Consider the following 26,857-nt stretch of genomic DNA (forward strand, 5'->3'; position numbering starts at 1 on the left):
TTTTCTCACATCTCACATCTCACATCTCACATCTCACATCTCACATCTCACATCTCACATCTCACATCTAAAGATAATATTTCTTCCCATCTGTTTTAATCTTACCGGCATCTAATAATTCTCTAATGGCATCAATTCTTTCAGCTTCGGCTCCATTTTTAATATTTACAACCAGATCATCAAGACTTAAAGGCTGTTGTTGCAGTAAAGAAACGATCTCAAATTCAATCTCCTCTTCCATCTGACTCTGATTTTCGGCTCTTTTCTCTGCCAGACAAACATCGCATACCCCACATTTTGCAGCATGATGTTCATCGAAATAATGAAGCAGTTGAATACTCCTGCATAAATTTGATGAAGCATAAGCTACCACTGCGTTAATCTGTTTGTGTAGGATTTCCTTTCTCAGTTCGAGGTATTTCACATCCACATCGAAATGGTCCATATCTACCCTCGACCTAACGTATTGTAACTGCGGCTGATCGGTTTGTTGAGTGTAAGTAAGTAACTCGATAGCCTGCAATTTATTAAGCAATGCGATAATTTCTTTATACGACAATCCTGTTTTCTTGGCTAAATCGGCTTCATTAATCTTAACAAAACCGTCGAAAGCACCACCATGCGAACGCAGAATGGTTTTTATAATGCCGTCGTAAGCTTTGTTTTCAATCTGAAAACGGTAAATGTCTTCATGACTGGCAATAAACATCATTCTTGATGGTAGAAAAACACTTTCAGATAAGGTGAGGTAGCCATCATGTTCTAAAAACTTCAAAGCAGAAATTGTTTTTAAAACACTAATATTAAACCGTTTACAGAAATCAGCGATATCAAAAGTAAAAGTTAAACCTTCGCCTGCACCAAATGCCAATTGAAAATAATTACCGAGGTAGTGATAGGTTTTTCTGATCTCATCTGGATTAGGAAAACTATCTAGATACCTGGATTCTAAGCCTAGAACATCAGATTGATTGGCTAGAAGAACAGCGTAACTTCGTTTTTCGTCGCGCCCTGCCCTGCCGGCTTCCTGGTAATAGGCTTCTAAACTTTCAGGTAAATCTAAGTGCACCACGAAACGAACGTCTGCTTTATCAATTCCCATCCCGAAAGCATTTGTAGCCACCATAATCCGGGTTTTGTTATTTTTCCACTCTTCTTGTTTTAAGAAACGTACATCACGTTCCAGTCCGGCATGGTAAAAGTCGGCCTTAATCTGATTTCTATTGATAAAATTAGCAACCTCGGCAGTTTCCCTGCGGTTACGTACATAAACCAAACCTGTACCTTTTACTTTTTGGCAAATATCGATCAGCTTTTTATACTTATCTTCTTGGCCGAAAACCACGTAGCTTAAATTATCCCTGGCAAAACTTTTAACAAAAACCTGTGGGTCTGTCATTTCAAGCTTCTCTACAATATCTTTCCGCACAAACTCAGTAGCGGTTGCAGTAAGTGCTAAAACCGGAACACTTGGAAGGATTTCTCGGAGTTTGGCGATCTGCTGGTATGGCGGACGAAAATCGTAACCCCACTGCGAAATGCAATGTGCTTCATCTACAGCAATTAAATTTACATTCATGTACGAAATGCGAACCCGCACTAAATCAGACATTAAACGTTCAGGAGATAAATAAAGGAACTTGATTTTTCCGTAAATACAGTTATCCAGCAAGATATCGATTTCGCGTTTACCCATGCCAGCATAAATGGCAATGGCTTCAATCCCTTTCGATTTCAGGTTTTCTACCTGATCCTTCATCAAGGCAATTAAGGGCGAAACGACAATGCAAATCCCCTCTTTAACCAAAGCAGGAACCTGAAAGCAGATCGATTTTCCCCCACCCGTAGGCAATAATGCTAAACTATCCTTTCCTTCCAGAACCGAGGAAATAATATCTTCCTGTAAAGGCCTAAAAGCTTGATGTCCCCAATATTTTTGTAAAATCTCTATTGCTGTCATAAATCGGCGGTACCAAAACTATAAAAAAGCTGTTGATATTGCTAAATTGCGCCACAATTAATCAAAAATTTGATGAAACACCTCTATTTTCTATCCGCTCTTTCCCTATTATTTTTTAGTTCAAACGCCCAAGAGAAAAAATGGGATATTGAAAAATACCAGGGCACCACAAAAAACTTCACTTTAAATACAGATGAAGGTACCTGGATGAACCTTGATGTAAGTGCTGATGGACAGGAAATTGCCTTTGATTTACTTGGCGACATTTACGTGATGCCAATTAGCGGTGGAGTTGCAAAACTAATTAGTGGTGGTATTGCCTGGGACGTTCAACCCCGTTTTAGTCCTAACGGAAAATACATTTCTTACACCAGCGATAAAAGCGGTGGAGATAATATATGGATTATGAACCGTGATGGTTCTAACAAAAAACAGGTTACCAAAGAGAGTTTCAGGTTATTGAATAATGCCACCTGGATGCCAAATAGCGAATACCTAGTGGCCAGAAAACATTTTACAGCAAGCCGATCGTTAGGCGCAGGCGAAATGTGGATGTATAGTATAAACGGTGGAGACGGCGTGCAATTAACCAAACGTAAAAATGATCAGCAAGACGCAGGTGAACCTAACGTTTCGCCAGATGGCAAATATGTTTACTTTAGTGAAGATGTAAGTCCGGGTCCTAATTTTGAATATAGTAAAGATCCTAACGGGACTATTTATGCCATCCGTCAACTGGATTTAACGACAGGAAAATTAACTACTTTGATTAATGAACAAGGTGGTGCCTGTCGCCCGCAGGTTTCTCCAGACGGAAATTTAATAGCTTTTGTAAAGCGCGTAAGGTTAAAATCTACTTTATATGTTCAGAACCTGAAGACTGGTGAAGAATGGCCGGTAAATGAAGATTTATCACACGATCAACAGGAAACCTGGGCTATTTTTGGCGTTTATCCAAATTTTGCCTGGACTCCAGATAGCAAAAGCATTGTTTTCTATGCAAAAGGAAAAATCAGAAAAACGGAAATCGTCACATTGATCAACACGACCATTCCTTTTCAGGCCAATACTATTCAAACGGTACAAAAAGCTTTACATTTTGAGCAACAGGTTTTCAGTAATGAGTTTTCTGCAAAAATGTTAAGACAACTAACAACTTCGCCTGATGGAAAAATAATTGTTTTTAATGCGGCAGGATACCTATACAAACAAGAGTTGCCAGCGGGAACACCAGAAAGGTTAACCAATGGACTGGATTTCGAGTTTGAACCAGCCTTTAGCCCTGATGGAAAATACGTTGTTTATACCACCTGGAACGATGAATTACGTGGAGCAATAAAGCGTACGGATGTAAAATCGGGAAAAACCATTATGCTAACTGATGAAAAAGGTTTTTATTATTCTCCTCAATACTCAACAAAAGGAGATAGAATCGTTTTCAGGAAAGGAAGTGGTAACGATGTTTTAGGCTATAACTATGGTCGCGGAACAGGTATTTTTATGATGCCAGCCACTGGTGGTGCTAAAACTTTGATTTTAGATAATGGAATCCGTCCACAGTTTAATAATACCGATACACGCATTTATTTCCAGAGTTATACAGACGGCAAAAAAGCATTAAAAAGTATCGATTTAAACGGAGCGAATGAAAGAACACACTTTACTTCTCAATATGCAAATCAGTTTGTTATCAGTCCGGATAACAAGTGGGTGGCATTTAACGAATTGTTTAACGTTTACATCACACCAATGATCAATATTGGTACGGCACAGGATGCATCAGCAGGCAATAAAGCCATTCCGGTTACAAAAGTGACTACCGATGGCGGGACATATATTCAATGGGGCACCGATAGTAAAAGCCTGCATTGGACATTAGGGCCGAAATATTTTACCGTTGATGTAAATAATGCCTTCAACTTTGACGGAACTACACCTAAAACCGAAGCATCTTCTATCGACATCAATTTGGTTTTAAAATCTGATATCCCTACTGGAATAGTGGCGTTGAAAGGCGCAAGGATTATCTCGATGAAAGGCGACGAGGTAATTGAAAATGGAACCATTATTACCAATGGAAATAAAATTACTGCAATAGGAAAAGCAGACGCAGTAAGTATTCCAGCTAATGCCAAAGTAATTGATGTTAATGGCAAAACCATTATGCCAGGCATTGTTGATGTTCATGCCCACTTGCGTACCAGTCCTGATGGAATAACACCACAGAGCGATTGGAGCTATATGGCCAATTTGGCTTTTGGTGTAACCACTTCACACGATCCATCGAGCAATACCGAAATGGTTTTTAGCCAAGGCGAAATGCTTAAGGCCGGCAGAATGGTTGGCCCGAGGGTTTATTCAACCGGTGGTATTTTATATGGTGCCGATGGCGATTTTAAAGTGGTAATTAATAGTTTAGATGATGCTTTGGCTAATCTGCGCAGGTTAAAAGCCGTTGGTGCATTTTCAGTAAAATCGTATAATCAACCGCGTAGAGAGCAGCGTCAACAGATTTTAGAAGCAGCCCGACAGTTAAATATGGAGGTTGTACCTGAAGGTGGCTCTACTTTTTTCACCAACATGAATATGGTTGCCGATGGGCATACCGGAATTGAGCATAGTATTCCTGTTATACCGGTTTATAAAGATGTTACCACGCTTTGGAACAATACCGATGTGGCTTATACACCTACTTTAATTGTGGCTTACGGGGGGCAATGGGGCGAAAATTATTGGTACGACAGAACCAATGTTTGGGAAAACGAAAAATTGATGACTTATACCCCACGCTCGATTATTGATGCGAGAGCCAGACGGAGAACAACTTCTGAATATAGCGACTATAACCATATCGACATTGCTAAGGCTGCTAAACAAATTGCAGATGGCGGTACAAAGATTAATCTTGGCGCACACGGGCAGATCCAGGGTTTAGGGGCACATTGGGAACTTTGGATGTTCGTTCAGGGTGGCTTTACGCCAATGCAAGCCATCAGGGCCGCAACGTTAAACGGTGCAAGTTATTTGGGTATGAACAAAGAAATCGGCTCGCTAGAAGTTGGAAAACTGGCTGATATGGTGATCATGGACGCCAATCCTTTAGATGATATCCGCAATTCGGAGAAAATTAAATATGTTATGATCAATGGTCGACTTTACGATAGTGCTACCTTAAATGAAGTAGGAACCAGAGAGAAACTTAGAGGTAAATTATGGTTCGAAAATATCAGAGGAAATGGCTATATTATTCCAAGCGGAGAATCAGAAACCTGGACTTTTACTGTTCCGCATTGTGATTAAACTACATTAACACCATAAAAGACATGTAAATATAAATTCATGTCTTTTATGGTAAATTCACCTACCATGAAACCAAATAAACTCTATAATACCTCCTCTGTTGTATTCTTAGTGCTTAGTGCGCTCGTTTTTTCATACAGCGGATATTACATTTTGGGTATCCAAACTGTAAACTTATTTCTAGCGCTAATTGCAATGGCTTACATTACGTCTTTTATAGCGGTGATGAAAGACCGGAAATCGATCATTTCCTGGTTACTGTTAATCTTAAATTCAATTATACTAATTTGCATCATTTATTTCCTGACGCATTTTAAAATGAAGATGTAGTGTTGACGTTCGTTTTTACTGGGGATTCGTCATCTCGATCCGATAGCTATCGGATGCGGCGTAGTCCCGAACTTTCGGGAGAGAGATCTATCTAAACAGATTTAGCTTCGCTGAGCCTTCGGGTTCTCGACTTCGTTGCACTTCGCTCGAAATGACGATTTATGTTAAGAATTTACAAAACCAACAAGCCGTATTCTCGAAGCGTGTTGATCGGTTTAGAATACCAGAACAGCTCAAAGTTTTCCATTTCTTGTTCAAAATCGGTTTTAACCTCTTGAAAAGTGTAAACTTTTTCGTTTGAGATAGAAACTTTATTTAAAACAGCAGTGAGCCACTCACCTTCCTTTTTATTGGTCTGCACAGTAAAAGTCTCTTTTTTATCGTGAAAAGTTAATGATGCCATTTCCCAGGTATTACCCTTTTTTGATTTGGTAAAATATTCGGCGGAGGGCTTTCCTCCTATCCAAACTACTTTTGCGGTAGGTTTCGTATTAAACTGATCTTCGTCATTTAAAGCCTTTTCAATAAAATCGCCCGGAATCTTTGTCCTTGGAATTTTAAAATCAAACCAATCCTGCAGTTCATAATCAAAACAGATACCATGCATAAAATTGAAGAGTGACTTTTTCAACCCGAAACTGAATTTATTATGGTCGATGCCCGTTTTATCGGTATAATTGATATCGTTATTGGCAAAAGTACCAATCACTTCTGTGTCTTTTACCACTCCAAACTTTTCCGGATACATGCCTACCGGACTATGTGCTGTCATGGCAAATTGATGCCAAAAGCCTGACTGTAATATCCCAACCTCAAACAACTGACGTACCATCTCCAAACTGTCGATCGTTTCCTGCACTGTTTGTGTGGGGTAACCATACATTAAATAAGCATGCACCATAATTCCAGCTTCGGTAAAATTACGGGTAACCTTAGCCACTTGTTCTACCGTTACGCCTTTATCGATCAGCTTTAACAAACGATCTGAGGCAACTTCCAGTCCGCCTGAAACCGCAATACAGCCAGATGCCTTTAATAATAAACACAGGTCTTGAGTGAAGCTTTTTTCAAAACGGATATTCGTCCACCAGGTAACCGCTAATTTCCTTCTGATGATTTCCAAAGCTACCTCACGCATTAAAGCTGGTGGTGCAGCCTCATCAACAAAGTGAAAGCCATTTTGCCCGGTTTTTTCATATAAATCTTCAATCCGATCTACAATTAATTTGGCTGCAACAGGTTCGTAGACTTTGATATAATCAAGCGAAATATCGCAGAACGTGCATTTGCCCCAATAACAACCATGGGCCATCGTGAGTTTGTTCCATCGCCCATCACTCCACATGCGGTGCATGGGGTTTACGATTTCAATTACTGAAATATACTTATCTAATAACAATCCAGCATAATCTGGTGTACCAACATCAGCCTGCTTATAATCATTTCTGAAGGCATCGTTACGGTAAACCACCATGCCGTTTTCCAGCAGAAAAGTCCTTTTATAAAAATGGGCTTCAGCTGGAATAGGATGTGTAATATTTTGATGTAAGAGTTCAATAGGCAGTTCTCCGTCATCTAAGGTGATGTAATCGAAGAATTCAAAAACCCTTGCATCCGATAATGATCTTAATTCGGTATTCGGGAAACCACCGCCCATTGAAATTTTGATTTCCGGATGATTGGCCTTGACCCATTGTGCACAACGGAAAGCACTATACAAATTGCCCGGAAAAGGAACAGAAATCAGGAACAATTTAGGCTGAACGGTTTCAATTCTCTCTTTTAAAACCGAAATCAGGATCTCATCCATGTAGGTTGGTTCTTTATGCAAAGCATGGTACAGTTCATCAAAGGAATTAGCGCTTCTGCCTAAACGTTCTGCATAACGGCTAAAACCAAAATTTTCATCAACACACTCCAATATGTAATCAGATATATCTTCAAGATAAAGTGTAGCTAAATGTTTCGCTTTATCCTGCGTGCCCATTGCGCCAAAAGCCCAATCCAGCTCTTCTAAAGCTGAAAAACGTGAAGCTTGGGGCAGAAAATCATCACTACAGATCTGCAAGGCCAAAGTTGGATTCTTACCCTGTAGAAAGGCAATTACCGCATCGATGGTTTTAAAATATTCGTCTTGCAATGCAAAAATACGCTTAGCATTATCGCTTTTTGGATTTTCATTACCAACGCATAAACTACGCTCAGTGTGGCTGAACAAATCTTGCAATCCTTTTTTAGAGAACAGCTGTAAAATAACCTCAATACCTAAATCGGCTTGTGTAGCGCTGATATTTTTAGTGTTCAGAAAACCTTTTATATACGCCGTTGCTGGATATGGGGTATTCAGTTGGGTAAATGGCGGCGTAATGGCAAATATTTCGGTTTTCAAAGGGAATTGTTTTTTCTGCAAAAGTACGGGAATTTTTAATAGCGTCGTCACCCTGTCCCGATTTTGATTCAATTAAACTAAAACACCAATTCAAACGTTTTAACCCTACATCAACACGTTTTCTACCTGAATGAAAGTTTTTTGTTTTTACATCCTGATGCTCTGTGTGCAAATCAGCTTTGCACAAAAAACATTTGTATTCCCTAAAATTAAAACACAAGGATCTTCCATTGAACAAATTACTCCACCCAACTGGACCGTTATCGATCAGGTTTATGGCGACCTAAACAATGATGCTTCAGATGATTTAGCATTAGTTTTTGAGTTTAACAGATCAATTGATGAAACCCGTGTTTATGGAGACAACAATACAGATATCATTAAAGAAACTCAAAAACCAAGAATATTGGCTATATTTTTTAAAGATAAATCAACAGGTAATTACAGTTTATCTACTCAAAACAACGATTTCATTTTACGTTCTGAAGAAGGTGGTAAATTGGGCGATCCGCTACAACAGATTGTCATTAAAGATCAGCAACTGTATTTAAGGTTTCAAGGGGGGGCAGAATGGCGCTGGGAACTGGGCTATACCTTTAAATTTGAAAATAAAGACTGGTTTTTAACAAGCGCGATCAATCTTTATTTTAACCAGAACAGTGGCGATATGACCGAAAGGGTATACGATTTTAAAACCCGCGAATTATTTACCACTGTTGGTAATCTGCACCGAAGGGATATTGCAAACCGAAAAACAAGTGAGGTTTTATATTTTTCGCAGCTCAGAACCTTCAAAACCTTTAAAAAGCCCTGGGCATGGGAAATTATGCCAAATGTTTATTTGTAGACCCAAACCTATCAGGTTTTCGAAACCTGATAGGTTTGATTGCATTATTTTTCTTTCCAAGAAGCCATCACTTTGTTAAATACCTGATAGAACGGAAAGCCCGGAGCGAAGCATGAGTGAGGACTTGGAGAGATAGCAGGGCTGCACTTTCCGAAGTATTACAGCCGCTCATTTTCAAAATATTATTGACAACCTAAGAACACCTGTGTTTATATTTTCAGTTGATATGCCATTTAAAAGCTTACGAGGTTTAGATAGACTCTGAAATAAATTACCTTCGGTGAGCTCGCTTAAGGCTCGGTTTACTGCGTAGCTTTCCGCTGCACTACAGCTCAGGGTGACGGATATTACAAATTCTGCGCAATTACAAAACCACTTGCCCAGGCCCATTGAAAATTATAACCACCCAGCCAACCTGTAACATCTAAACATTCGCCACCAAAAAACAGGTTCGGAATCTTTTTACATGCTAAAGTTTTAGAAGATATTTCGCTGGTATCAATTCCGCCACGCATTACTTCGGCTTTATCGTAACCTTTATCACCTGCAGGTTTAACCTTAAAGTGATGAATGGTTTGTTCAATTAAATCGATTTCTGATTTTGTTAACGCTGCAACAGGTTTGCTTAAAGGTAAAAACTTACCTAATGCATCGGTAAACTTCTTGGTATAAATCCGGTTTAAAAGCGTCGACAATAAAGTTTTACCATTCGTTTTTCTTTCCTCATCCAATAATGCTACGATATCCCGATGAGGCAACAGATTCAGATTAACTGTTTCGCCTCTTCTCCAAAAAGAAGAAATCTGCAAAATGGCAGGCCCGCTTAATCCCCAGTGGGTAAAAAGGATATTTTCTTCGAACGAAATTTCATCATTGCTTACTTCGCAAAAAACAGAATTTCCCGAAAGCTGCGCAAACCATTCTTCATCCTTACCGGTAATGGTTAATGGAACCAAAGCGGGAGCCGTTTCAATTATTTTTAGATCGTGTTTTCTCGCAAAACGTAAAGCAAAATCGGTAGCACCCATTTTTGGGATGGGTAAACCTCCGGTGGTAATCACTAGCTTTTCCGCAGTTAAAACTACAGTTTTACCATTTTTCTCATAACTCACTTTAAAGCCTTCTGGCAATATTTCAATATCCTTTACATCTGCGTTACACCTAATTTCTTGCCCGAAATCTTCGCAAATGGATGTAAAAACCTCAACAACATCTTTCGCATTTTTATCATCAGGAAATAATTGGCCTAAAGTTTTTTCTTTGCCCGCTATTCCATAGGTTTCAAAAAAACTAATGGTATCGTCAACTGTCCACTGCGTGAAAGCAGATTTGATAAAATGTGGGTTTGCTGATATAAACTGCTCAGCCGATGCAAATTGATTCGTATAATTACAGCGACCACCACCTGAAATTAAAATTTTAGCGCCGGGTTTTTCATTTTTTTCGAGCACAATTACTTTCTTGCCCAGATAGCCTGCCTGCACCGCACACATCAATCCGCAGGCACCTGCACCAATAATTATTGCATCAGCATTCATCAATAAAATTTATTATGGTTACTTTTGCACAAAAGTAGCATTATTTTCAAGCGCATGGCAAAACAGATTAGCGAATTAAAATTAGGTATTTTAGGTGGCGGACAATTGGGCAGAATGCTCATTCAACAAGCAATCAATTACAATGTAACCACATTAGTTTTAGACCCAGATCCTGATGCCCCTTGCAAACACATCTCTAATTACTTCGAAAATGGCTCAATTACCGATTTTGACACCGTTTACGCTTTTGGAAAGAAAGCCGATATCATTACCATTGAAATTGAAAAGGTAAATATCGACGCACTTGAGCAGCTTGAAAAAGAAGGCAAAAAGGTATTTCCACAATCTAGGGTGATCCGTTTAATCCAAGATAAAGGTGTACAGAAACAGTTTTTTAAAGAAAACGATATCCCAACCTCTCCTTTCCAGATTGTAAATACGAAGGAAGATATGGAGAACAGTACTATCCCTTTTCCATATATTTTAAAACTGCGTAAAGATGGTTATGATGGCAAAGGTGTGATGAAAATCAATAGTGCAGCCGATCTGGCCAAAGCTTTCGATGCACCTTGTATTATTGAAAAATTAGTCGATTTTGAAAAAGAAGTTGCCGTAATTGTTGCCCGTAATGCCAATGGCGATATGAAAACTTTCCCCATGGTAGAAATGGAATTTAATCCAGAGGCCAACTTGGTTGAGTTTTTAATTTCCCCATCTACTTTTGCCGAAAGCTTACAACAAAAAGCAGAAAACATTGCTAAAAATATTGCCTCAGCAATGAACATCACTGGGATTTTAGCGGTAGAAATGTTTATTTGCAAAGACGGAGAGTTGCTGGTTAACGAGGTTGCCCCTCGTCCGCACAATAGCGGTCACCAAACTATTGAAGGCAATTATGTTTCTCAGTTCGAACAACATTTACGTTCTATTTATAATTTGCCACTTGGCGATACCACAAGTATTACCAATGCCATTATGATTAATCTACTTGGCGAAAAAGGCTTCGAAGGTGTAGCTAAATATGAAAATCTGGAAAAAATACTAGCGATTGATGGTGTTTTTGTTCACCTATATGGCAAGAAGTATACAAAACCTTTCCGAAAGATGGGCCATGTAACCATTGTAGATATCGATAGAGAAAAAGCCATAGAAAAAGCACGCTTTGTACAAAAAACACTAAAAGTAGTAGCATAGCCCCCTAGCCCCTTGAAGGGGGAACTACAGGCAAGGTTGAAAAACATAATTAGAAACATAAATTACAAAATATTAAACAACATATATGAACGCTGGAAATTCAAAGTCCCCTTCAGGGGATTTAGGGGCATTAGTTGGAATTATCATGGGTAGCAAATCAGATTTACCTGTTATGCAAGATGCTGCTGATGTATTAAAAGAATTTGGAATAAACTATGAAATTACGGTTGTTTCTGCCCACAGAACACCAGAACGGATGTTTAATTATGCTAAAGAAGCACAAGGCCGTGGCCTAAAGGTAATTATTGCCGGTGCCGGTGGTGCTGCCCACTTGCCAGGAATGGTAGCTTCTATTACCACATTACCTGTTATTGGTGTTCCGGTTAAATCATCAAACTCTATCGATGGCTGGGATAGTATTTTATCGATCTTACAAATGCCAAATGGTATCCCGGTTGCCACCGTAGCTTTAAATGCTGCTAAAAACGCAGGTTTATTGGCCACTCAGATTTTAGCTACAGCTGATGATTCTTTAACGGTTAAAATGCAGGCTTATAAAGATGAACTTAGAAGAAAGGTTGAAGAAAGCGCTTCCGAAATGAGTTCTCAGTTGTAAGTTTTCAATTTGCGATATAAACAATGATTATATTGAAGACGATTATCAAGATAGCATTGATTATATCTCTTGTTTCTTTAATCTTCTCGACCCTATTTTTAACAATCTATGGTGAAATTAATGAGCTAAACCTCAATAATTTCACCTCAATATTTATTTGGTATTCATTGATGTATACCATATGGACAACATTTATATCTACCCTAGCTTTAATTATAATCTCTTTATTGAGAAAAATTAATAATCAAAAAGTCTGGAGTTATATTAAAAGTGAAACAATTCTATTTCTGATAGTAATTGGCTTTACAGCTTTGATAATTCTTTTTTATCATCACCAATATTAACTCAATACTCTAAACTCTATCCCCCAACTCCAAACTAATTCAAACTCGGGTCAACCGGAAAATTACTGATATGAGCATATTTTGGCCCTAAATTTACGATCACATCCCGCCAAAGTTTTTCATCATCGTTACTAAAAATGAGATCAGGATTAAAGATGTCGCTCACCATCCAGGCATTCTGCTCTATTTCACGATCAAGCTGTCCATTATCCCAACCTGAGTAGCCCATAAAAAATTTCACTTCATCCGCGCTTATGGCATTAGTATTTAGGAGTATTTTAAGTGTTTCGAAATTTCCACCCCAGTACAATCCATTCCCGAGAGGTTCGCCACTCTGCAATTTATCATAACACCTATGGATAAAATGCAAGGTATCTGCAGCAACAGGTCCACCAAAATAAATGTAATTTTTTGCATCCCACAAATCCTGGATCACGTCGTTCAGAATGAGATTTCCTACCTGGTTAAGGATATAACCCACAGTTCCATCATCACCATGTTCGGTTAGCAGCACCACAGATCTTTTAAAATTCGGATCGGCCATAAAAGGCTCCGAGATGAGCAAGCGGCCTGTTTTTGGTTTTATATTGTTCAGCATGATGATAATCATTTGTTACACCGTAAAAGATGTCTATTTTTGTTAAATGCAAGTTACAAATGAATTTCTACAAAACCTGCGCCAAGATTACAAAAGCGCTTTGCTGGATGAATCTGACGTTGATCAAGACCCAATTATCCAGTTTAAAAAGTGGTTTCAACATGCTGTTGATGCCCAGATATACGAACCCAATGTAATGACTTTAGCTACAGCCGATAAAGCTGGCAGACCCGATGCCCGTATTATTTTACTTAAAGGCGTTGATACAGATGGATTTAGGTTCTTTACAAATTACCTAAGTGCCAAAGGAAAAGAGCTTAAACGTAATCCATATGCAGCTTTAGTATTTTTCTGGCCTGAATTGGAAAGACAAGTGAGGATCGAAGGAACAGTAGAAAAACTAGATAAGGAAACTTCCGAAGAATATTTCAATACGAGGCCAATTGGCAGTCAGATTGGAGCCGTAGCCTCTCCACAGAGCCAGGTTATTCCAAACAGAGCATTTTTAGAAGAAAAATTTGAAGAATTAAAGGCTAAAAGCACCGATAAAGGTATTGCAAAACCTGCGCACTGGGGCGGTTATATTGTAAAACCCACGAGGATAGAATTTTGGCAAGGAAGAAGCAGCAGGCTGCACGATAGGATAAATTTCGAAAAGGTTAAGGGAATCTGGACTAAAACAAGATTGGCACCATAACTTAATATAATAAATAGAGATCGGGCTATCCGGCAAGATCTCTATTTTAACTAATCGTTTACTATTAAATTCTCTTTTTTAATCTCTTAAAGATGAAACAAATCGCAGTTATAGGATCTGGCACGATGGGAAATGGCATCGCTCATACCTTTGCACAATTCAATTATCAAGTCAACCTGATTGATATTAATCAAGCTGCATTGGATAGGGCCATACAAACCATTACCAAAAATTTAGACAGACAGCTTGCCAAAGGTACATTAACAGAAGATCAGAAAGCGGCCGCTCTTAATAACATCACCACATATACCGCAATAAAGGATGGCGTTCAAAGTTCCGCTTTAATTGTAGAAGCCGCTACCGAAAATGTGGACTTAAAATTGAAGATTTTTAAGGATTTAGATGAGTACGCACCTGCACATGCTATTCTGGCTTCTAATACCTCTTCTATTTCCATTACGCAGATTGCTGCCGTAACCGGTAGAGGTGATAAGGTAATCGGGATGCACTTTATGAACCCTGTTCCGGTAATGAAGTTAGTAGAAGTAATAAGAGGTTATGCCACCAGTGATGAAACAACCAGTACTATTATGTCGCTATCGCAAAGTTTGGAGAAAGTTCCTGTTGAGGTAAATGATTATCCGGGTTTTGTGGCTAACCGCATTTTAATGCCAATGATTAACGAGGCCATTTACACCCTGTATGAAGGCGTTGCAGGTGTTTACGAAATCGATACGGTAATGAAACTTGGAATGGCACATCCGATGGGGCCTTTACAGTTAGCAGATTTTATTGGTCTGGATGTTTGTTTGGCAATATTAAAAGTATTGAACGATGGATTTGGGAATCCTAAATATGCACCATGTCCATTATTGGTAAATATGGTTGCTGCAGGTAAAAAAGGTATTAAAACTGGCGAAGGTTTTTATAAATATACTGCTGCATCAAAAGATCTTGTTGTTTCTGATAAATTTAAAAAATCCTAATTTTTTTAGCATTTAATTTTATATTTGCTGTATGAATGAGAATCTGGATCCTGAAGCAAGCAACCTAAGCCCTACCGATCGCGATATTGAAAGGGTTTTAAGGCCACAGGCTTTTGAAGATTTTACGGGACAGGAAAAAGTGATGGAAAACCTGAAGATTTTTGTTCAGGCGGCGAAACTCCGTGGCGAGGCTTTAGATCATGTTCTTTTACATGGCCCTCCAGGATTAGGTAAAACCACACTATCTCATATCATTGCCAATGAAATGGCTACTGGCATCAAAGTAACCTCTGGTCCGGTATTAGACAAACCTGGCGATTTGGCTGGTTTATTAACCGGCCTGGATGAAGGCGATATCCTTTTTATTGATGAGATCCATCGTTTATCTCCTCTTGTGGAAGAATACCTATACTCTGCCATGGAGGATTTTAAAATCGATATTATGCTCGAAACTGGCCCGAATGCCCGTTCGGTCCAGATTTCGCTTAATCCTTTTACACTGGTCGGAGCCACTACGCGTTCCGGTTTGTTAACAGCGCCATTAAGAGCCCGTTTCGGAATTAACGCCCGTTTGGCTTACTACGATGCTAAATTGCTCACTACAATTGTATTACGCTCTTCTGATATATTAAAAACACCTATAAGTGATGAAGGTGCCTATGAAATTGCACGCCGTAGCCGCGGTACGCCCCGTATAGCCAATGCACTTTTACGGAGAACAAGAGATTTTGCACAGATTAAAGGAAATGGAAATATCGATACAGAAATAGCCCGCTATGCCCTCAATGCATTAAATGTAGATGAACATGGCTTGGATGAAATGGACAACAGAATCCTGGTTACCATTATCGATAAATTTAAAGGCGGTCCGGTAGGTTTAAAAACCATTGCGACAGCTGTTGGAGAAGATGAAGGTACTATTGAAGAAGTTTATGAACCGTTTTTGATTCAAGAGGGATATATTATGCGCACTTCACGTGGCCGCGAAGTTACCGAAGCCGCGTATAAACATTTAAAAAAGAATTATCCGGGGCAAACTGGGAAATTGTTTTAGTGCGGTAAGTTTATGCTTAGTCGTCATTTCGACTGAAGCGCAGCGGAATGGAGAAATCTTTGAACTTACACTAAACCTGGTTTGAAGATTTCTCTACTGCGGTTGAAATGACGATCTATCTTAAAGATTGCTTCACACACCCACTAGCCTACTTATTCAGCTCGCTATGCGATCTGCGGAAAAAACAAAATCACATCGGAACATTTAAGTCACTTTTGTGTTCAATAATTACAAATCAAACATTATTATGAATATTGAATTACGTAAACTAACGCTCGAGGATTACGAAGACCTTAAAGAATCAATGCTACAGGCCTACGACAGTATGGGTGGTTCCATCTGGCCGAAATCTAGTATCGCAAAACTTTTAAATATTTTCCCTGAAGGACAGCTCTGTATCGAAGTTGATGACAAAGTTGTGGCCTGTTCATTAGCCATTATTGTAGAATACGACGAGTATGGAGATCGGCATACCTATAAATTGATCACTGGCGATTATTCTTTTACAACACACGACCCCAATGGCGATACCCTGTACGGCATCGAAATTTTCGTTCACCCGGATTACCGGGGCCTGCGTTTAGGAAGAAGATTATACGAGGCCAGGAAAGAACTTTGCGAAAGCCTTAACCTCAAAAGCATTATTGCCGGCGGAAGAATTCCTGGTTACCATCAATATGCAGAGCAGCTGAGTCCGAGGCAATATATAGATAAGGTAAAAGCTAAAGAAATTTACGACCCCACACTTACTTTTCAGATTTCAAATGATTTTCACGTAAGAAAAGTATTAAAGAATTATTTACCAGGCGATAAAGAATCGAAAGAATATGCCACCTTAATTGAGTGGAATAATATTTATTACCAGGGTATTGATGCCTCAGCCCGTTCGGCAATGACCATCCGTTTAGGTTTAGTGCAATGGGAAATGCGTTTATTCCCGAATATGGACGCATTTTACGAACAGGTAGAATTTTTTGTAGATGCTTTGAGCGGTTACAAATCAGATTTCGTGATGTTCCCTGAGCTATTTAATACACCCCTACTGCAACCATACAATCACTTACCAGAAATTGAGGCGATGCGCAAGCTTGCTGAAAAAACGGAAGAAATTGTACAAAAAATGCATGAATATTCATTGAGCTACAATACAAACATCATTACCGGCAGTATGCCGCTCATTGAGGATGGTAAACTTTACAATGCCACTTACCTTTGTCACCGTACCGGTAAAATAGATGAGTATAGGAAAATCCATATTACACCAAATGAGCAAAAATATTACGGTATGATTGGCGGTGATAAAGTACAGGTTTTTGATACTGATTGTGGTAAAGTAGGTATTTTGATTTGTTATGATGTAGAATTCCCTGAATTGAGCCGCATTTATGCCGAGCAGGGTATGCAGATTTTATTTGTACCATTTCTAACCGATACGCAAAACGGTTATACACGCGTTCGCCATTGTGCGCAAGCAAGGGCGATAGAAAATGAATGTTACGTAGCCATTGCAGGCTGTGTGGGCAATTTACCTAAGGTAAATAACATGGATATCCAGTTTGCTCAGTCGGCAGTTTTTACCCCGTCGGATTTTGCTTTTCCAACCAATGCGATCAAAGCAGAGGCAACGCCAAATACCGAGATGGTACTGGTGGTAGATGTTGATCTACATTTATTAGACGAATTGCATCATTACGGAACGGTAAAGGTGTTAAAAGACAGGCGGAAAGATCTTTACCAGGTTAAACTTTTAAAATAAGCACCTATAAAAAAGCCGGTACAAATTAATGTACCGGCTTTTCATTCTAATCTAAAGCTAATTATTTCCTCATCACAAACCATATAATCAGACCAATAATTATAGCTAGAGGTATCACCCATTTTAAGGCTTGTCCTCCTCCGTTTTCATCTTTTTCTGTAACCGCTGGTTTTGCTGGTCCTGGATCTGCTTTATGACTTTCGTAATCTTTTTCTATCGGTTTCGGAGCTGCTCCTGATTCCGTATGTTGTGGATCTATATTTTCCATAGCTAATGCACTAAAAGCTCTCCCTTTCTCGTTGTTACTCCAATCAGGATGAACTATAATTAATTAATTTAGTTTCTGTATTTAGAACAAGTGATTAATGAAAATGTTTTAAATCTTAAGCCTTATCTTTGCAGATCGGTGTATAACAATAATGCAAAATATAGCCAGCTGATCAAAGATGAAGCCATGCGTTTGGGTTTCATTGCCTGTGGTATTTCTAAAGCTGAATTTCTTGAAGAGGAAGCACCCAGACTGGAAAACTGGCTCAACCAGAACCGTCATGGCGAAATGAAATACATGGAAAATTATTTTGATAAACGCCTCGATCCCAGATTATTGGTTGACGGTGCTAAATCGGTAATCTCCTTGTCGTTAAACTATTATACTGAAGAAAAACAATTAGATCCCAATGCACCAAAAATTTCTAAATATGCTTACGGACAGGATTACCATACTGTTATAAAGGAAAAGTTAAAGGAACTCACTCATTTTATAGAAGAAAATATTGGAGAAGTTTCTGGAAGGGCATTTGTAGACTCAGCTCCAGTTTTGGACCGTGCGTGGGCGAAAAAATCAGGAATTGGCTGGATTGGTAAAAATTCTAACCTGATCAGTAAAACCGATGGTTCTTTTTTCTTCCTTGCAGAGCTGATTGTTGATCTCGAGCTGGATTACGATCATCCATATCAGGCCGATTACTGTGGAAGTTGCACCCGCTGTTTGGATGCCTGCCCCACAGATGCCATTATTGCGCCACAGGTTGTAGATGGAACGAAATGTATCTCCTATCTCACCATTGAGCTTAAAAATGAAATCCCAAATGAGTTTAAAGATAAAATGAGCAATTGGATGTTTGGCTGCGATATCTGCCAGGATGTTTGCCCCTGGAACCGTTTCTCTAAAGTACATAATGAAGAGGCCTTTAAGCCCGAGAATGGATTGCTGGATTTGAATGCAAAAGACCTGACCGAAATTACGGATGATGTTTTTAAAAAGGTTTTTAAGGGCTCGGCAGTTAAGCGCACTAAATTTACTGGATTGAAAAGAAATATCGATTTTTTGAAGCCGGAATAGTCACAAATCTTTTCTATATTTGATACTATGACTGATATTCAATTATATACAAAATTAGCAGACTTACCTACTGAACTAAAAAAAAGAGTATCAGATTATATTGATTCTTTAATGGCAAAAGAGAAATCAATTAATACATCTAAAAAGAGGATATCTGGTTTAGGAAAAGGTCTAATTAGTATAAAGGATAATTTTAACGATCCTATTGAAGGTTTTGAAGATTACCTATAGTGAATATTTTACTTGATACCCATATTGTAATTTGGTTTATCACTAATGACGATAAACTTTCAAGAAAAATCAAAGATCTTATTGAAGATTCAAAAAACAAATGTTTTGTTAGCATTGCAAGTTATTGGGAATTATCTATTAAATATGCGCAAGGAAGGTTGAATTTGAATTCAACTATTGAGGAAATATTTAATATTATAGAAAAAAGTGGATTTGTTATATTGCCCATTACACTGAATCATATTATTCAACTTTCAAAGCTAGAACATTTCCACAATGATCCTTTCGACAGATTAATGATATCTCAGTCAATTATTGAAAAACTTCACTTAGTAAGCAATGACAATTATTTTCCAGCTTATAAAGTAAAACTCATTAAATAATATGGGCGTCCTGCTGAATTCATTTCAGCATCTATTATCTAGAATTACGTTAGATGGATCCTGAAACAAGTTCAGGATGACGATCAAGATTTATTCTACCATTAATTCACCGAAAAAGTATTGTCACTTTTAACCTTGTCTGGTGTATGTGGGTTTCCCATCACTACTTTAGATAGCTTTTTAGTGGTTGCTATATTTATTTTAACCTGTTTATCTCCCTTTTCCCAAATGCCGATTGTACTATGGCTCTTTTCGACAGAACCATCAGCATAAGTCAAGGCTAAATCGATTGGTAAAGGCTTAACGCTTTTATTCTCAATGGTAATCGTATATCCATTTGATGTTTTGTCTACAGCCTTTATAGCCATATCGGTAACGCCATCTTCAAAAAACCAGGCTTTCCAGAACCAGTTTAAATTTTTGCCGCTTCCCTCATTCATGCTATTAAAGAAATCGTATGGCATCGGGTGTTTACCATTCCAGTTTTTAATATAAGTATGCAAAGCTTTGGTAAACAGTTCATCTCCTAGGTAATCTTTAACAAACAAATAAGCCAAACCTGGTTTAGGGTACGAATTGGTAAAAGATCCTGATCCTTTTAAATCTGGTGTTAAAGTCATTATTGGGGTATCATCTTTCCCGCCAGATGACGAAGCCGTAGGTTGTACGCCGTATTCATCAACAATTGTAGAATCAATCATCGGAGAAATCAACCACTCACCTATTGTGGCCCAACCTTCGTCCATCCAACCGTATTTTGTCTCATTTATGCCCATGTAAAAAGGAAACATAGTATGAAAAATTTCATGGTCGGTTAAAGTAATCGCATCTGTGCGATTATCAACCGGGTTATCGTTCACCATCATTGGGTATTCCATTTGGTCCAAACCATCGAATATCGTTTCATGGTTGTATGGAAAAGGCCATTTGGGAAAAGTATAACTCATGGCTTCAATCGTTTTACGGGCGAAATCAATCACTTCGTAATAATCTTTATGTTTTGGATTAAAAACAGCATCTACACGGGTTCTTCTTTTGGTTTTAGGATCAACCACCAAACTGCTCGATTTCCATAAGTAATGATCACTCAAAGCAAATACAAAATCGGTCACATTTTTGGCTTCGAACTTAAAAGTGTTATAAGCATTCGGTTGCGTTACTTTTTTATCGGCTAAATCTTTGTCGGTAATCACATCAATTATAGCATCGTTTTTTTCTGCAGATAACATTCTGGAAACAATATCTTTCTGAAAAACTTCTGAAGGGTTTTTAAGATCACCGGTTGCCCAAACACCATAAGCACCTGGCACCGTAATTGAAGCATTAAACTGATCAAAGTCATTATAAAACTCTTCGGCACCTGTATAAGGGAATTTATTCCATCCATCTACATCATCATAAACAGCAATGCGTGGAAAAAAGTAAGCTACAAAATGCGAGCCTTCATCTACCTGACCTGTACGCATATGCGATCCCTTATTTAACGTATAACTATAATCGATAGAAAAGTTAATCGTTTTTCCAGGTAAAACCGCTGGAACATTCACCGTCATGTTGGTTCCATCAATTTTAAAATCAATGATTGACTTTCCGTTTGCTGCCAGTTTTTCAATTGCAACCCCATCACCCAGATCAGACTCTGCCAATTTTGACTTTCTTGGTGTTCCTTTTTTGTATAGATTGGGGTAAAGTTTAAACCATATTTCCTTCAGTGTATCAGGACTATTATTGGTATAAGTTACCTGAACCTTACCTTTTAACAACCTGCTGATTGGATTAAAATCTACATTAAGATCGTATTTTGAAGTATTCTGCCAATAATTTTTCCCAGGCTTTCCATCCGTATTTCTCGTTTCCTTTTGATAGGCTTTTTGAAATTCAGGCGCTATTCGTAAAGTGGTTTGCGCACTTACATAAATGGTAGTACACAATAGAAAGCTAAATATCTTTATAGATTTCATTTTTTTGAGTTTAGGGCAAGCGCTTTGCACATAGCCTAATGTTATCTTTTAATAACCAACCAATATTAACAGTTAACCGATTAACCAAAACCTACTTACCAAACTTCATTTTCAACTGCTCCAACATATCCGTATTGATTGGTTGTGCTGGTTTTTCTTGCTTAGGCTGAGGCTTTTGTTGATATTGAGGCTTATTTGTTGGTGTATTATTTTGAGGTCTTGCTGCCTTGTTTTCGTTTTTCTTGGCATTGAATTTTGCCCACTCCTCATCTAATTTCTTCTTTGTGTACAAAGGGAAATCCCCCTGTTTCATCCAGGCATAATAACTAGGTTCTACAGAAAATACCTGTGCAGTTGTTTTACCTTTATGTTTACCAAAATTGAAACACACTTCATCATTATCATTATACACCAATCTACCGGCAAAATCTACAGGTTTATTAATATTGGTAAAAATATGCAGTGCATCTACATCATTTACAACGGGAATACTTTTTACACCTTGTTTGCTCTCAAACTCGGTTTCCTTGTACATTTCTAACTGTCCTAGTAAAACCTTATAAGTGGCAATAACATCTGCTTCTGCAGCATGTGCATTAATTAAATCTTCCTGGCAATAGAATTTATAAGCCGCTTTTAAGGTACGCTGCTCCATTTGGTGGAATATGTTCTGTACATCAACAAACTTGCGCTTGTTCATATCAAAATCCACTTCAGCTCTTAAAAATTCTTCTAAAAGCATCGGGATATCAAATTTATTCGAATTGTATCCCGCCAGGTCACTTTCGCCAATAAATTCGGCAATTTCTGCTGCCAAAGTTTTAAAGGTAGGCTCGTTTGCAATGTCTTCATCATAAATACCGTGTATTAACGAAGTTTGCAAAGGAATCGGCATTTCTGGATTTACACGCCAGGTTTTAACCAGTTCAGAACCATCTGGCATGGCTTTTAAAATCGCTATTTCAACGATTCTGTCGGCTCCAACATTAATTCCAGTAGCTTCTAAATCAAAAAATGCTAAAGGGCGCTTTAAATTTAATTTCATTTCTTATGATGTGAGATTGGCGACATTAGATTTGAATCGGAATGTCAAATTCTTTTTTTTCAAAAGTGCTAAAAAGGTTTCATTAGTTCTGTAAAACAGCTTTATTAATTTATAAATTTAATTGTCAAATTATTTCAGAATGTTAGTTTGTAGGATTAAATTGCGACAATTTATATACGCTCAAATGAATAAGACATTAGCCATACTATTCCTCCTATTTTTATCATTAACTACTCATGCTCAAAACTTTGACTTTGGCACAATCACTTATGATGATTACGAATTTGACAGAAAAAAATTAGACAGTAATGCCAACGCTATTGTTTTAAAAGAGTTTGGTACAGCATCTATCCAAAGGGATGATAATACTGGAAGTTTAGAACTGATTTTTGAGCACCATGTGAAAATCAAAATCTACAATAAAGAAGGCTTTAAGGAAGCTAATATTGTTATTCCAACCTATAAAGACGAATCTCGGGAAGAAACGATCAGTGATTTAAAAGCTTCTACTTTTAATTATGTAAACAATAATTTTGTAGAAACCGTAATGGACAGAAAGGCTGTTTTCACTGAAAACCGGTCAAAATACACCAGACTAACCAAGTTTACGCTTCCAAGCCTCAAAGAAGGCGCTATAATTGAATATAGTTATAGGTTAAAATCGCCCAACTTATTTAATTTCAAAACATGGGAATTTCAAAGCAACATTCCAAAGGTGATTAGCGAATATTTGGTTTACATCCCAGGCATTTACAATTACAATGTTTCCTTACGCGGATTTCAAAAACTGACGGATCAAAAAGCAGAACTGAGCAAAGAATGTTTAAGGCTTTCAGGCGTAGCTATCGATTGCTCAAAAATCAACTACATGATGAAAAACATTCCGGCATTTATCGAAGAAGATAACATGACCGCTCCCAGTAACTTTAAATCGGCTATTTATTTTGAGCTTTCAGACGTACAGAATTTGAATGGAGCAAAAACTTCCTATACTAAAACCTGGAAAGATGTTGATTATGAACTGTCATCGTATAAAACCCTGGGCGATCAGATGAAAAGGAAAGATGTTTTTAAAGACCTCATTCCAGAAATTACGAAAGGAAGTACTACCGATTTAGATAAAGCAAAAGCCGTTTATAATTACATTAAAAAACAGATCAAATGGAATAATTATTACGGAAAATACGCAGAAGATAACATTAAAAGAGCACTAGAAAACAGATCGGGCAATGTAGCAGATATTAACCTGAGCCTAATTGCGGCACTTTCTGCAGCTGGTTTAGATGCAGAGGCTGTTATCCTTTCTACCCGTGATAATGGAACTGTAAACAAACTTTATCCGGTAATGAGTGATTTTAATTACCTTGTTGCTAAGGTAAATCTTGCCGATAAAAGTTATTTACTGGATGCTACAGAACCACTTCTACCCTTCGGATTGTTACCACTTCGGTGTATTAACGACCAAGGCAGGGTAATCAATTTAAAGAAACCATCTTACTGGATTGATTTAAAGGCCAGCCAGAAAACAACTACCAGTTATATCCTAACGGGAAAAATGACAACTGAAGGAAAAATCATTGGCACTTTAACTACCCATACCATGGGTTACGCGGCATATGGCAAACGTAAAGATATTCTTCGATACAATTCGCCCGATGAATATGTCGAGAAGCTTGATGAACGTTTAACCAGAATTAAGATACTTGATCATCAAATTTTGAACCTGGATAGTGTAGAAAATTCTTTAATAGAAAAATACGAGGTTGAGTTTACCATAAACGATGGCACAAATAAAGATCAGTTTTATTTTAGCCCATTTTTTATCAATACCATTTCGAAAAATCCATTTAATTTAAACGAACGTACCTACCCAGTTGATTTGGGTGCAGCGTCTGACGAGCGCATTATCATCAATGTGCTTTTATCAGAAAAATACCAATTGATAGAAAAACCAAAAGATATGGCAATAGCTTTACCCAATGCTGGTGGAAAGTATTTATTGCAAACAGGTTTAGATGGAAACACCATTTCGATGAGTCAGATTTTACAGTTTAACAATGCTATTTATCAGCCTGAAGAATATCTTTTCTTAAAGGAATTCTATAGCAAGATCATCCAAAACCAGAAAACAGAGTTTTTATTAAAAAAAGCAAATTAAATGAGATTCTTATTTACCGTATTTTCCTTGCTTTTAGTTTCTGTTGTTGGCTTTGCACAAGACAACTATGATGTTGATTTAATCCCCGCTAACCTGCGCAACCGCGCCAATGCCTGTATCAGGAATGAAGAAACAACCATCGATATGCGCTCGCCTGATAACGTAATGCTTAATGTAAAAAAAGCCATTACGGTATTTAACCAAAATGGAGAGGACGAAGCACGTTTGGTACTCTATTACGATAAAAATATTTCAATTAAAGGGATAAAAGGAGAAGTTTACAACAGCGTTGGCAAACTCACCAACAAGTTTTCTCAAAACGATTTTGCTGATATGAGCGCGGCAGATGGGTTCTCCTTATTTGTTGATAGCCGCGTAAAACACTACCTGCCATCGGTAAACCAGTATCCTTACACCCTGGTTTACAATTATGAAATTAGAAATAAGCAAAATCTGATTATACCCGATTGGAGCCCGAAACCAGCAGATGATGTTTCAGTAGAGAAAAGCACTTACACGTTTATTTGTAAGCCAACAGATCAGGTAAGAATAAAAACCCAAAATTATAGTGGAACACCAGAAGTACTAACTGATGAGAAGCAGAAAAAAACAATCTGGAAAGCAAGTAATATCCTCGCCGTTAGAACTGAACCCTATAGTCCGGCACACGAAACTTATGCAACCAACATCCAAATTGCTCCGCAGGCGTTTTATTATTACAACCATAAAGGCAGTTATAGCAACTGGAAAGAGCTAGGCAAGTGGATTTATGACGATCTGTTAGCAGCACGCAAAGCCCTGCCACCTGCCACCATTGAAATGGTAAAAGATCTGGTAAAAAACGAAAGAACCGACAAAGATAAGGCACGTAAAATTTATCAGTATCTACAGGACAAAACGAGGTACATCAGCGTACAAATTGGTATTGGCGGTTTTCAGCCGATTGCAGCCAGCGAAGTAGACCGGTTGGGTTATGGTGATTGTAAAGCTTTGGTAAACTATATGCAAAGCCTGCTCAGTGCAGCAAATATAGATTCTTATTACTGCGTAGTATCGGCTGGTTCTGAAAAGAAAAGTATGGACCCAAACTATGCCAGCATGGTACAAGGCAATCATATTATTTTATGCATGCCATTAAAGGGTGACACAACCTGGTTAGAATGCACCAGCCAAAAAATCCCCTTTGGCTTTTTAAGCGATTTTACAGATGATCGATTAGTGCTTGCCTGTACTACCGAAGGAGGTAAACTATTGCATACACCGAAACTAACCACGGCTGAGAACTTGCAGATACGTAAAGCCAACTTAACTGTTCAGTTAGATGGCAGTGTATCTGGAAAAATGAATACCGTTTATGCTGGCTCACAATATGAAAATCAGGAATTGCTGATTGGTAAATCAATAACCGAACAACATAAACTACTAAAAGAAGCTTATAACATTGACAATATTGATTTCGAAGCAGTGTCCTTTGCGCAAAAAAAAGATATATCGCCCAAATTAACGGAAGAAGTAAGCATTAATATCAGAAATTATGCGCCTGTTAATGGAAATAGAATGTTTTTACAGCTCAATGCCTTTAACCTGAGGCGGTCAATTCCTGAAATAAAGAACAGAACACTGCCTGTTTACATTAACCGTGGATATACAGACGAAGATAGCATTGTTTATACCTTGCCAGATAATGTAATTACAGAATTGATTATTGGACAAGATAAAGCGTTTAAAAGCCCTTTCGGGGAATATGTATGTAAGGCCAGCTTAGTAGGCAACAAACTAACCTATTACCGGAAATTTATACTAAACGATGGTACATTTCCTGCAGCGCAGTATAATGAGTTTTCGAAATTCATTAATGATGTAAATTCTGCAGATTATTTAAAATTAGCACTTAGCTTAAAAAAATAATCCCGAGGCCAATACCAATAATCATGATCAGGTACATTAAAATTTCTGTTGAAGCGAATCTTTTGTATTTGGTCCAGAAAGAGTAATCATTTTCTTCGTTTGGCATTTTACATTTTTATGCAGCAAAAATAGGAAAATAGATTTAAAGAAAAATTACTAAGTTTTTCCCCGCAGATTTAGGGTGATTAACACAGATTATAATTTAATTAGAGGATCATTT

The 26,857-nt window shown here is 38.0% G+C and carries 22 protein-coding genes; 14 read left to right on the forward strand and 8 right to left on the reverse strand.

Annotated elements, in window-relative coordinates:
• Positions 1-67: 67 nt before the first annotated feature.
• On the reverse strand, positions 68-1,960 hold the full coding sequence (locus tag J7E57_RS09730; RefSeq protein ID WP_215127489.1) for an ATP-dependent DNA helicase RecQ: 1,893 nt from the start codon (positions 1,958-1,960) through the stop codon (positions 68-70).
• 72 nt (positions 1,961-2,032) lie between these two features.
• Here J7E57_RS09730 and J7E57_RS09735 point away from each other — a divergent pair, with 72 nt between their 5' ends.
• Together J7E57_RS09735 and J7E57_RS09740 are read left to right on the forward strand one after the other, a co-directional pair.
• Positions 2,033-5,260 carry an amidohydrolase family protein gene (locus J7E57_RS09735; RefSeq protein WP_215127491.1) on the forward strand — a complete coding sequence of 1,076 codons (3,228 nt, stop codon included), beginning with the start codon at positions 2,033-2,035 and terminating at the stop codon, positions 5,258-5,260.
• 66 nt (positions 5,261-5,326) lie between these two features.
• A complete protein-coding gene (locus tag J7E57_RS09740) occupies positions 5,327-5,590 on the forward strand; it encodes a hypothetical protein (RefSeq protein ID WP_215127494.1) in 264 nt (87 codons plus the stop codon).
• 172 nt (positions 5,591-5,762) lie between these two features.
• Here the strand turns inward: J7E57_RS09740 and J7E57_RS09745 are convergent, their stop codons facing one another.
• Entirely contained in the window at positions 5,763-7,979 is a 2,217-nt protein-coding gene (locus J7E57_RS09745) for a B12-binding domain-containing radical SAM protein (protein ID WP_215127495.1), read from the reverse strand.
• A gap of 130 nt (positions 7,980-8,109) precedes the next feature.
• Here J7E57_RS09745 and J7E57_RS09750 point away from each other — a divergent pair, with 130 nt between their 5' ends.
• Positions 8,110-8,826: a hypothetical protein gene (locus tag J7E57_RS09750; RefSeq protein WP_215127496.1), complete on the forward strand. Its 717-nt coding sequence runs from the start codon at positions 8,110-8,112 to the stop codon at positions 8,824-8,826.
• Between the two features lie 347 nt (positions 8,827-9,173).
• On the opposite strand, the gene J7E57_RS09755 is transcribed toward J7E57_RS09750, so the two are convergent.
• On the reverse strand, positions 9,174-10,364 hold the full coding sequence (locus tag J7E57_RS09755; protein ID WP_215127498.1) for an NAD(P)/FAD-dependent oxidoreductase: 1,191 nt from the start codon (positions 10,362-10,364) through the stop codon (positions 9,174-9,176).
• 54 nt (positions 10,365-10,418) lie between these two features.
• Here J7E57_RS09755 and J7E57_RS09760 point away from each other — a divergent pair, with 54 nt between their 5' ends.
• Positions 10,419-11,558: a 5-(carboxyamino)imidazole ribonucleotide synthase gene (locus tag J7E57_RS09760; RefSeq protein WP_215127500.1), complete on the forward strand. Its 1,140-nt coding sequence runs from the start codon at positions 10,419-10,421 to the stop codon at positions 11,556-11,558.
• A gap of 85 nt (positions 11,559-11,643) precedes the next feature.
• Complete coding sequence (gene purE, locus J7E57_RS09765; protein ID WP_215127503.1) at positions 11,644-12,174, forward strand: 5-(carboxyamino)imidazole ribonucleotide mutase; 531 nt, start codon at positions 11,644-11,646, stop codon at positions 12,172-12,174.
• Positions 12,175-12,552: 378 nt separating this feature from the next.
• On the opposite strand, the gene J7E57_RS09770 is transcribed toward purE, so the two are convergent.
• Positions 12,553-13,116, reverse strand: coding sequence for a YqgE/AlgH family protein (locus J7E57_RS09770; RefSeq protein ID WP_215127505.1), 564 nt, complete (start codon positions 13,114-13,116; stop codon positions 12,553-12,555).
• 46 nt (positions 13,117-13,162) lie between these two features.
• On the opposite strand from J7E57_RS09770, the gene pdxH reads away from it, so the two are divergent.
• The 4 genes from pdxH to J7E57_RS09790 all read left to right on the forward strand — a co-directional run bounded on the left by pdxH (position 13,163) and on the right by J7E57_RS09790 (position 17,609).
• Complete coding sequence (pdxH, locus tag J7E57_RS09775) at positions 13,163-13,813, forward strand: pyridoxamine 5'-phosphate oxidase (protein ID WP_215127507.1); 651 nt, start codon at positions 13,163-13,165, stop codon at positions 13,811-13,813.
• 92 nt (positions 13,814-13,905) lie between these two features.
• Entirely contained in the window at positions 13,906-14,799 is an 894-nt protein-coding gene (locus J7E57_RS09780) for a 3-hydroxyacyl-CoA dehydrogenase family protein (protein ID WP_215127509.1), read from the forward strand.
• Between the two features lie 31 nt (positions 14,800-14,830).
• Positions 14,831-15,853, forward strand: a complete 1,023-nt coding sequence (ruvB, locus tag J7E57_RS09785) for a Holliday junction branch migration DNA helicase RuvB (protein ID WP_029277907.1) — start codon at positions 14,831-14,833, stop codon at positions 15,851-15,853.
• A 247-nt stretch (positions 15,854-16,100) separates the two neighbouring features.
• Positions 16,101-17,609, forward strand: coding sequence for a bifunctional GNAT family N-acetyltransferase/carbon-nitrogen hydrolase family protein (locus J7E57_RS09790; protein WP_215127511.1), 1,509 nt, complete (start codon positions 16,101-16,103; stop codon positions 17,607-17,609).
• A gap of 61 nt (positions 17,610-17,670) precedes the next feature.
• Here J7E57_RS09790 and J7E57_RS09795 read toward each other — a convergent pair whose 3' ends face one another.
• Positions 17,671-17,877, reverse strand: a complete 207-nt coding sequence (locus J7E57_RS09795; RefSeq protein WP_215127514.1) for a hypothetical protein — start codon at positions 17,875-17,877, stop codon at positions 17,671-17,673.
• A 138-nt stretch (positions 17,878-18,015) separates the two neighbouring features.
• Between J7E57_RS09795 and queG the strand changes: the two genes are divergently transcribed.
• Genes queG through J7E57_RS09810 form a run of 3 tightly spaced genes read left to right on the forward strand, consistent with a single transcriptional unit; the run spans position 18,016 to position 19,565 of the window.
• The gene (queG, locus tag J7E57_RS09800) at positions 18,016-18,951 is read left to right on the forward strand and encodes a tRNA epoxyqueuosine(34) reductase QueG (protein ID WP_215128117.1); all 936 of its coding nucleotides are present in this window, start codon (positions 18,016-18,018) and stop codon (positions 18,949-18,951) included.
• Between the two features lie 27 nt (positions 18,952-18,978).
• Positions 18,979-19,182 carry a DUF2281 domain-containing protein gene (locus J7E57_RS09805; protein WP_215127516.1) on the forward strand — a complete coding sequence of 68 codons (204 nt, stop codon included), beginning with the start codon at positions 18,979-18,981 and terminating at the stop codon, positions 19,180-19,182.
• Entirely contained in the window at positions 19,182-19,565 is a 384-nt protein-coding gene (locus tag J7E57_RS09810; RefSeq protein WP_215127518.1) for a type II toxin-antitoxin system VapC family toxin, read from the forward strand. Before J7E57_RS09805 ends, J7E57_RS09810 begins: the two co-directional genes overlap by 1 nt.
• 101 nt (positions 19,566-19,666) lie before the next feature.
• On the opposite strand, the gene J7E57_RS09815 is transcribed toward J7E57_RS09810, so the two are convergent.
• Complete coding sequence (locus tag J7E57_RS09815) at positions 19,667-21,526, reverse strand: M1 family metallopeptidase (RefSeq protein WP_215127520.1); 1,860 nt, start codon at positions 21,524-21,526, stop codon at positions 19,667-19,669.
• 91 nt (positions 21,527-21,617) lie between these two features.
• Positions 21,618-22,571, reverse strand: coding sequence for a 3'-5' exonuclease (locus J7E57_RS09820; protein ID WP_215127522.1), 954 nt, complete (start codon positions 22,569-22,571; stop codon positions 21,618-21,620).
• 184 nt (positions 22,572-22,755) lie between these two features.
• Here J7E57_RS09820 and J7E57_RS09825 point away from each other — a divergent pair, with 184 nt between their 5' ends.
• Both J7E57_RS09825 and J7E57_RS09830 read left to right on the forward strand, forming a co-directional pair.
• On the forward strand, positions 22,756-24,729 hold the full coding sequence (locus J7E57_RS09825) for a DUF3857 domain-containing protein (protein ID WP_215127524.1): 1,974 nt from the start codon (positions 22,756-22,758) through the stop codon (positions 24,727-24,729).
• Entirely contained in the window at positions 24,730-26,637 is a 1,908-nt protein-coding gene (locus J7E57_RS09830) for a DUF3857 domain-containing transglutaminase family protein (RefSeq protein WP_215127526.1), read from the forward strand. It abuts the gene before it with no gap.
• Here J7E57_RS09830 and J7E57_RS27255 read toward each other — a convergent pair.
• Complete coding sequence (locus tag J7E57_RS27255; RefSeq protein WP_255512125.1) at positions 26,621-26,743, reverse strand: hypothetical protein; 123 nt, start codon at positions 26,741-26,743, stop codon at positions 26,621-26,623. The two genes, J7E57_RS09830 and J7E57_RS27255, sit on opposite strands and share 17 nt — an antisense overlap.
• Positions 26,744-26,857 lie beyond the last annotated feature (114 nt).

It is taken from the genome of Pedobacter sp. ISL-64, assembly GCF_018613605.1.
Taxonomy (GTDB): domain Bacteria; phylum Bacteroidota; class Bacteroidia; order Sphingobacteriales; family Sphingobacteriaceae; genus Pedobacter.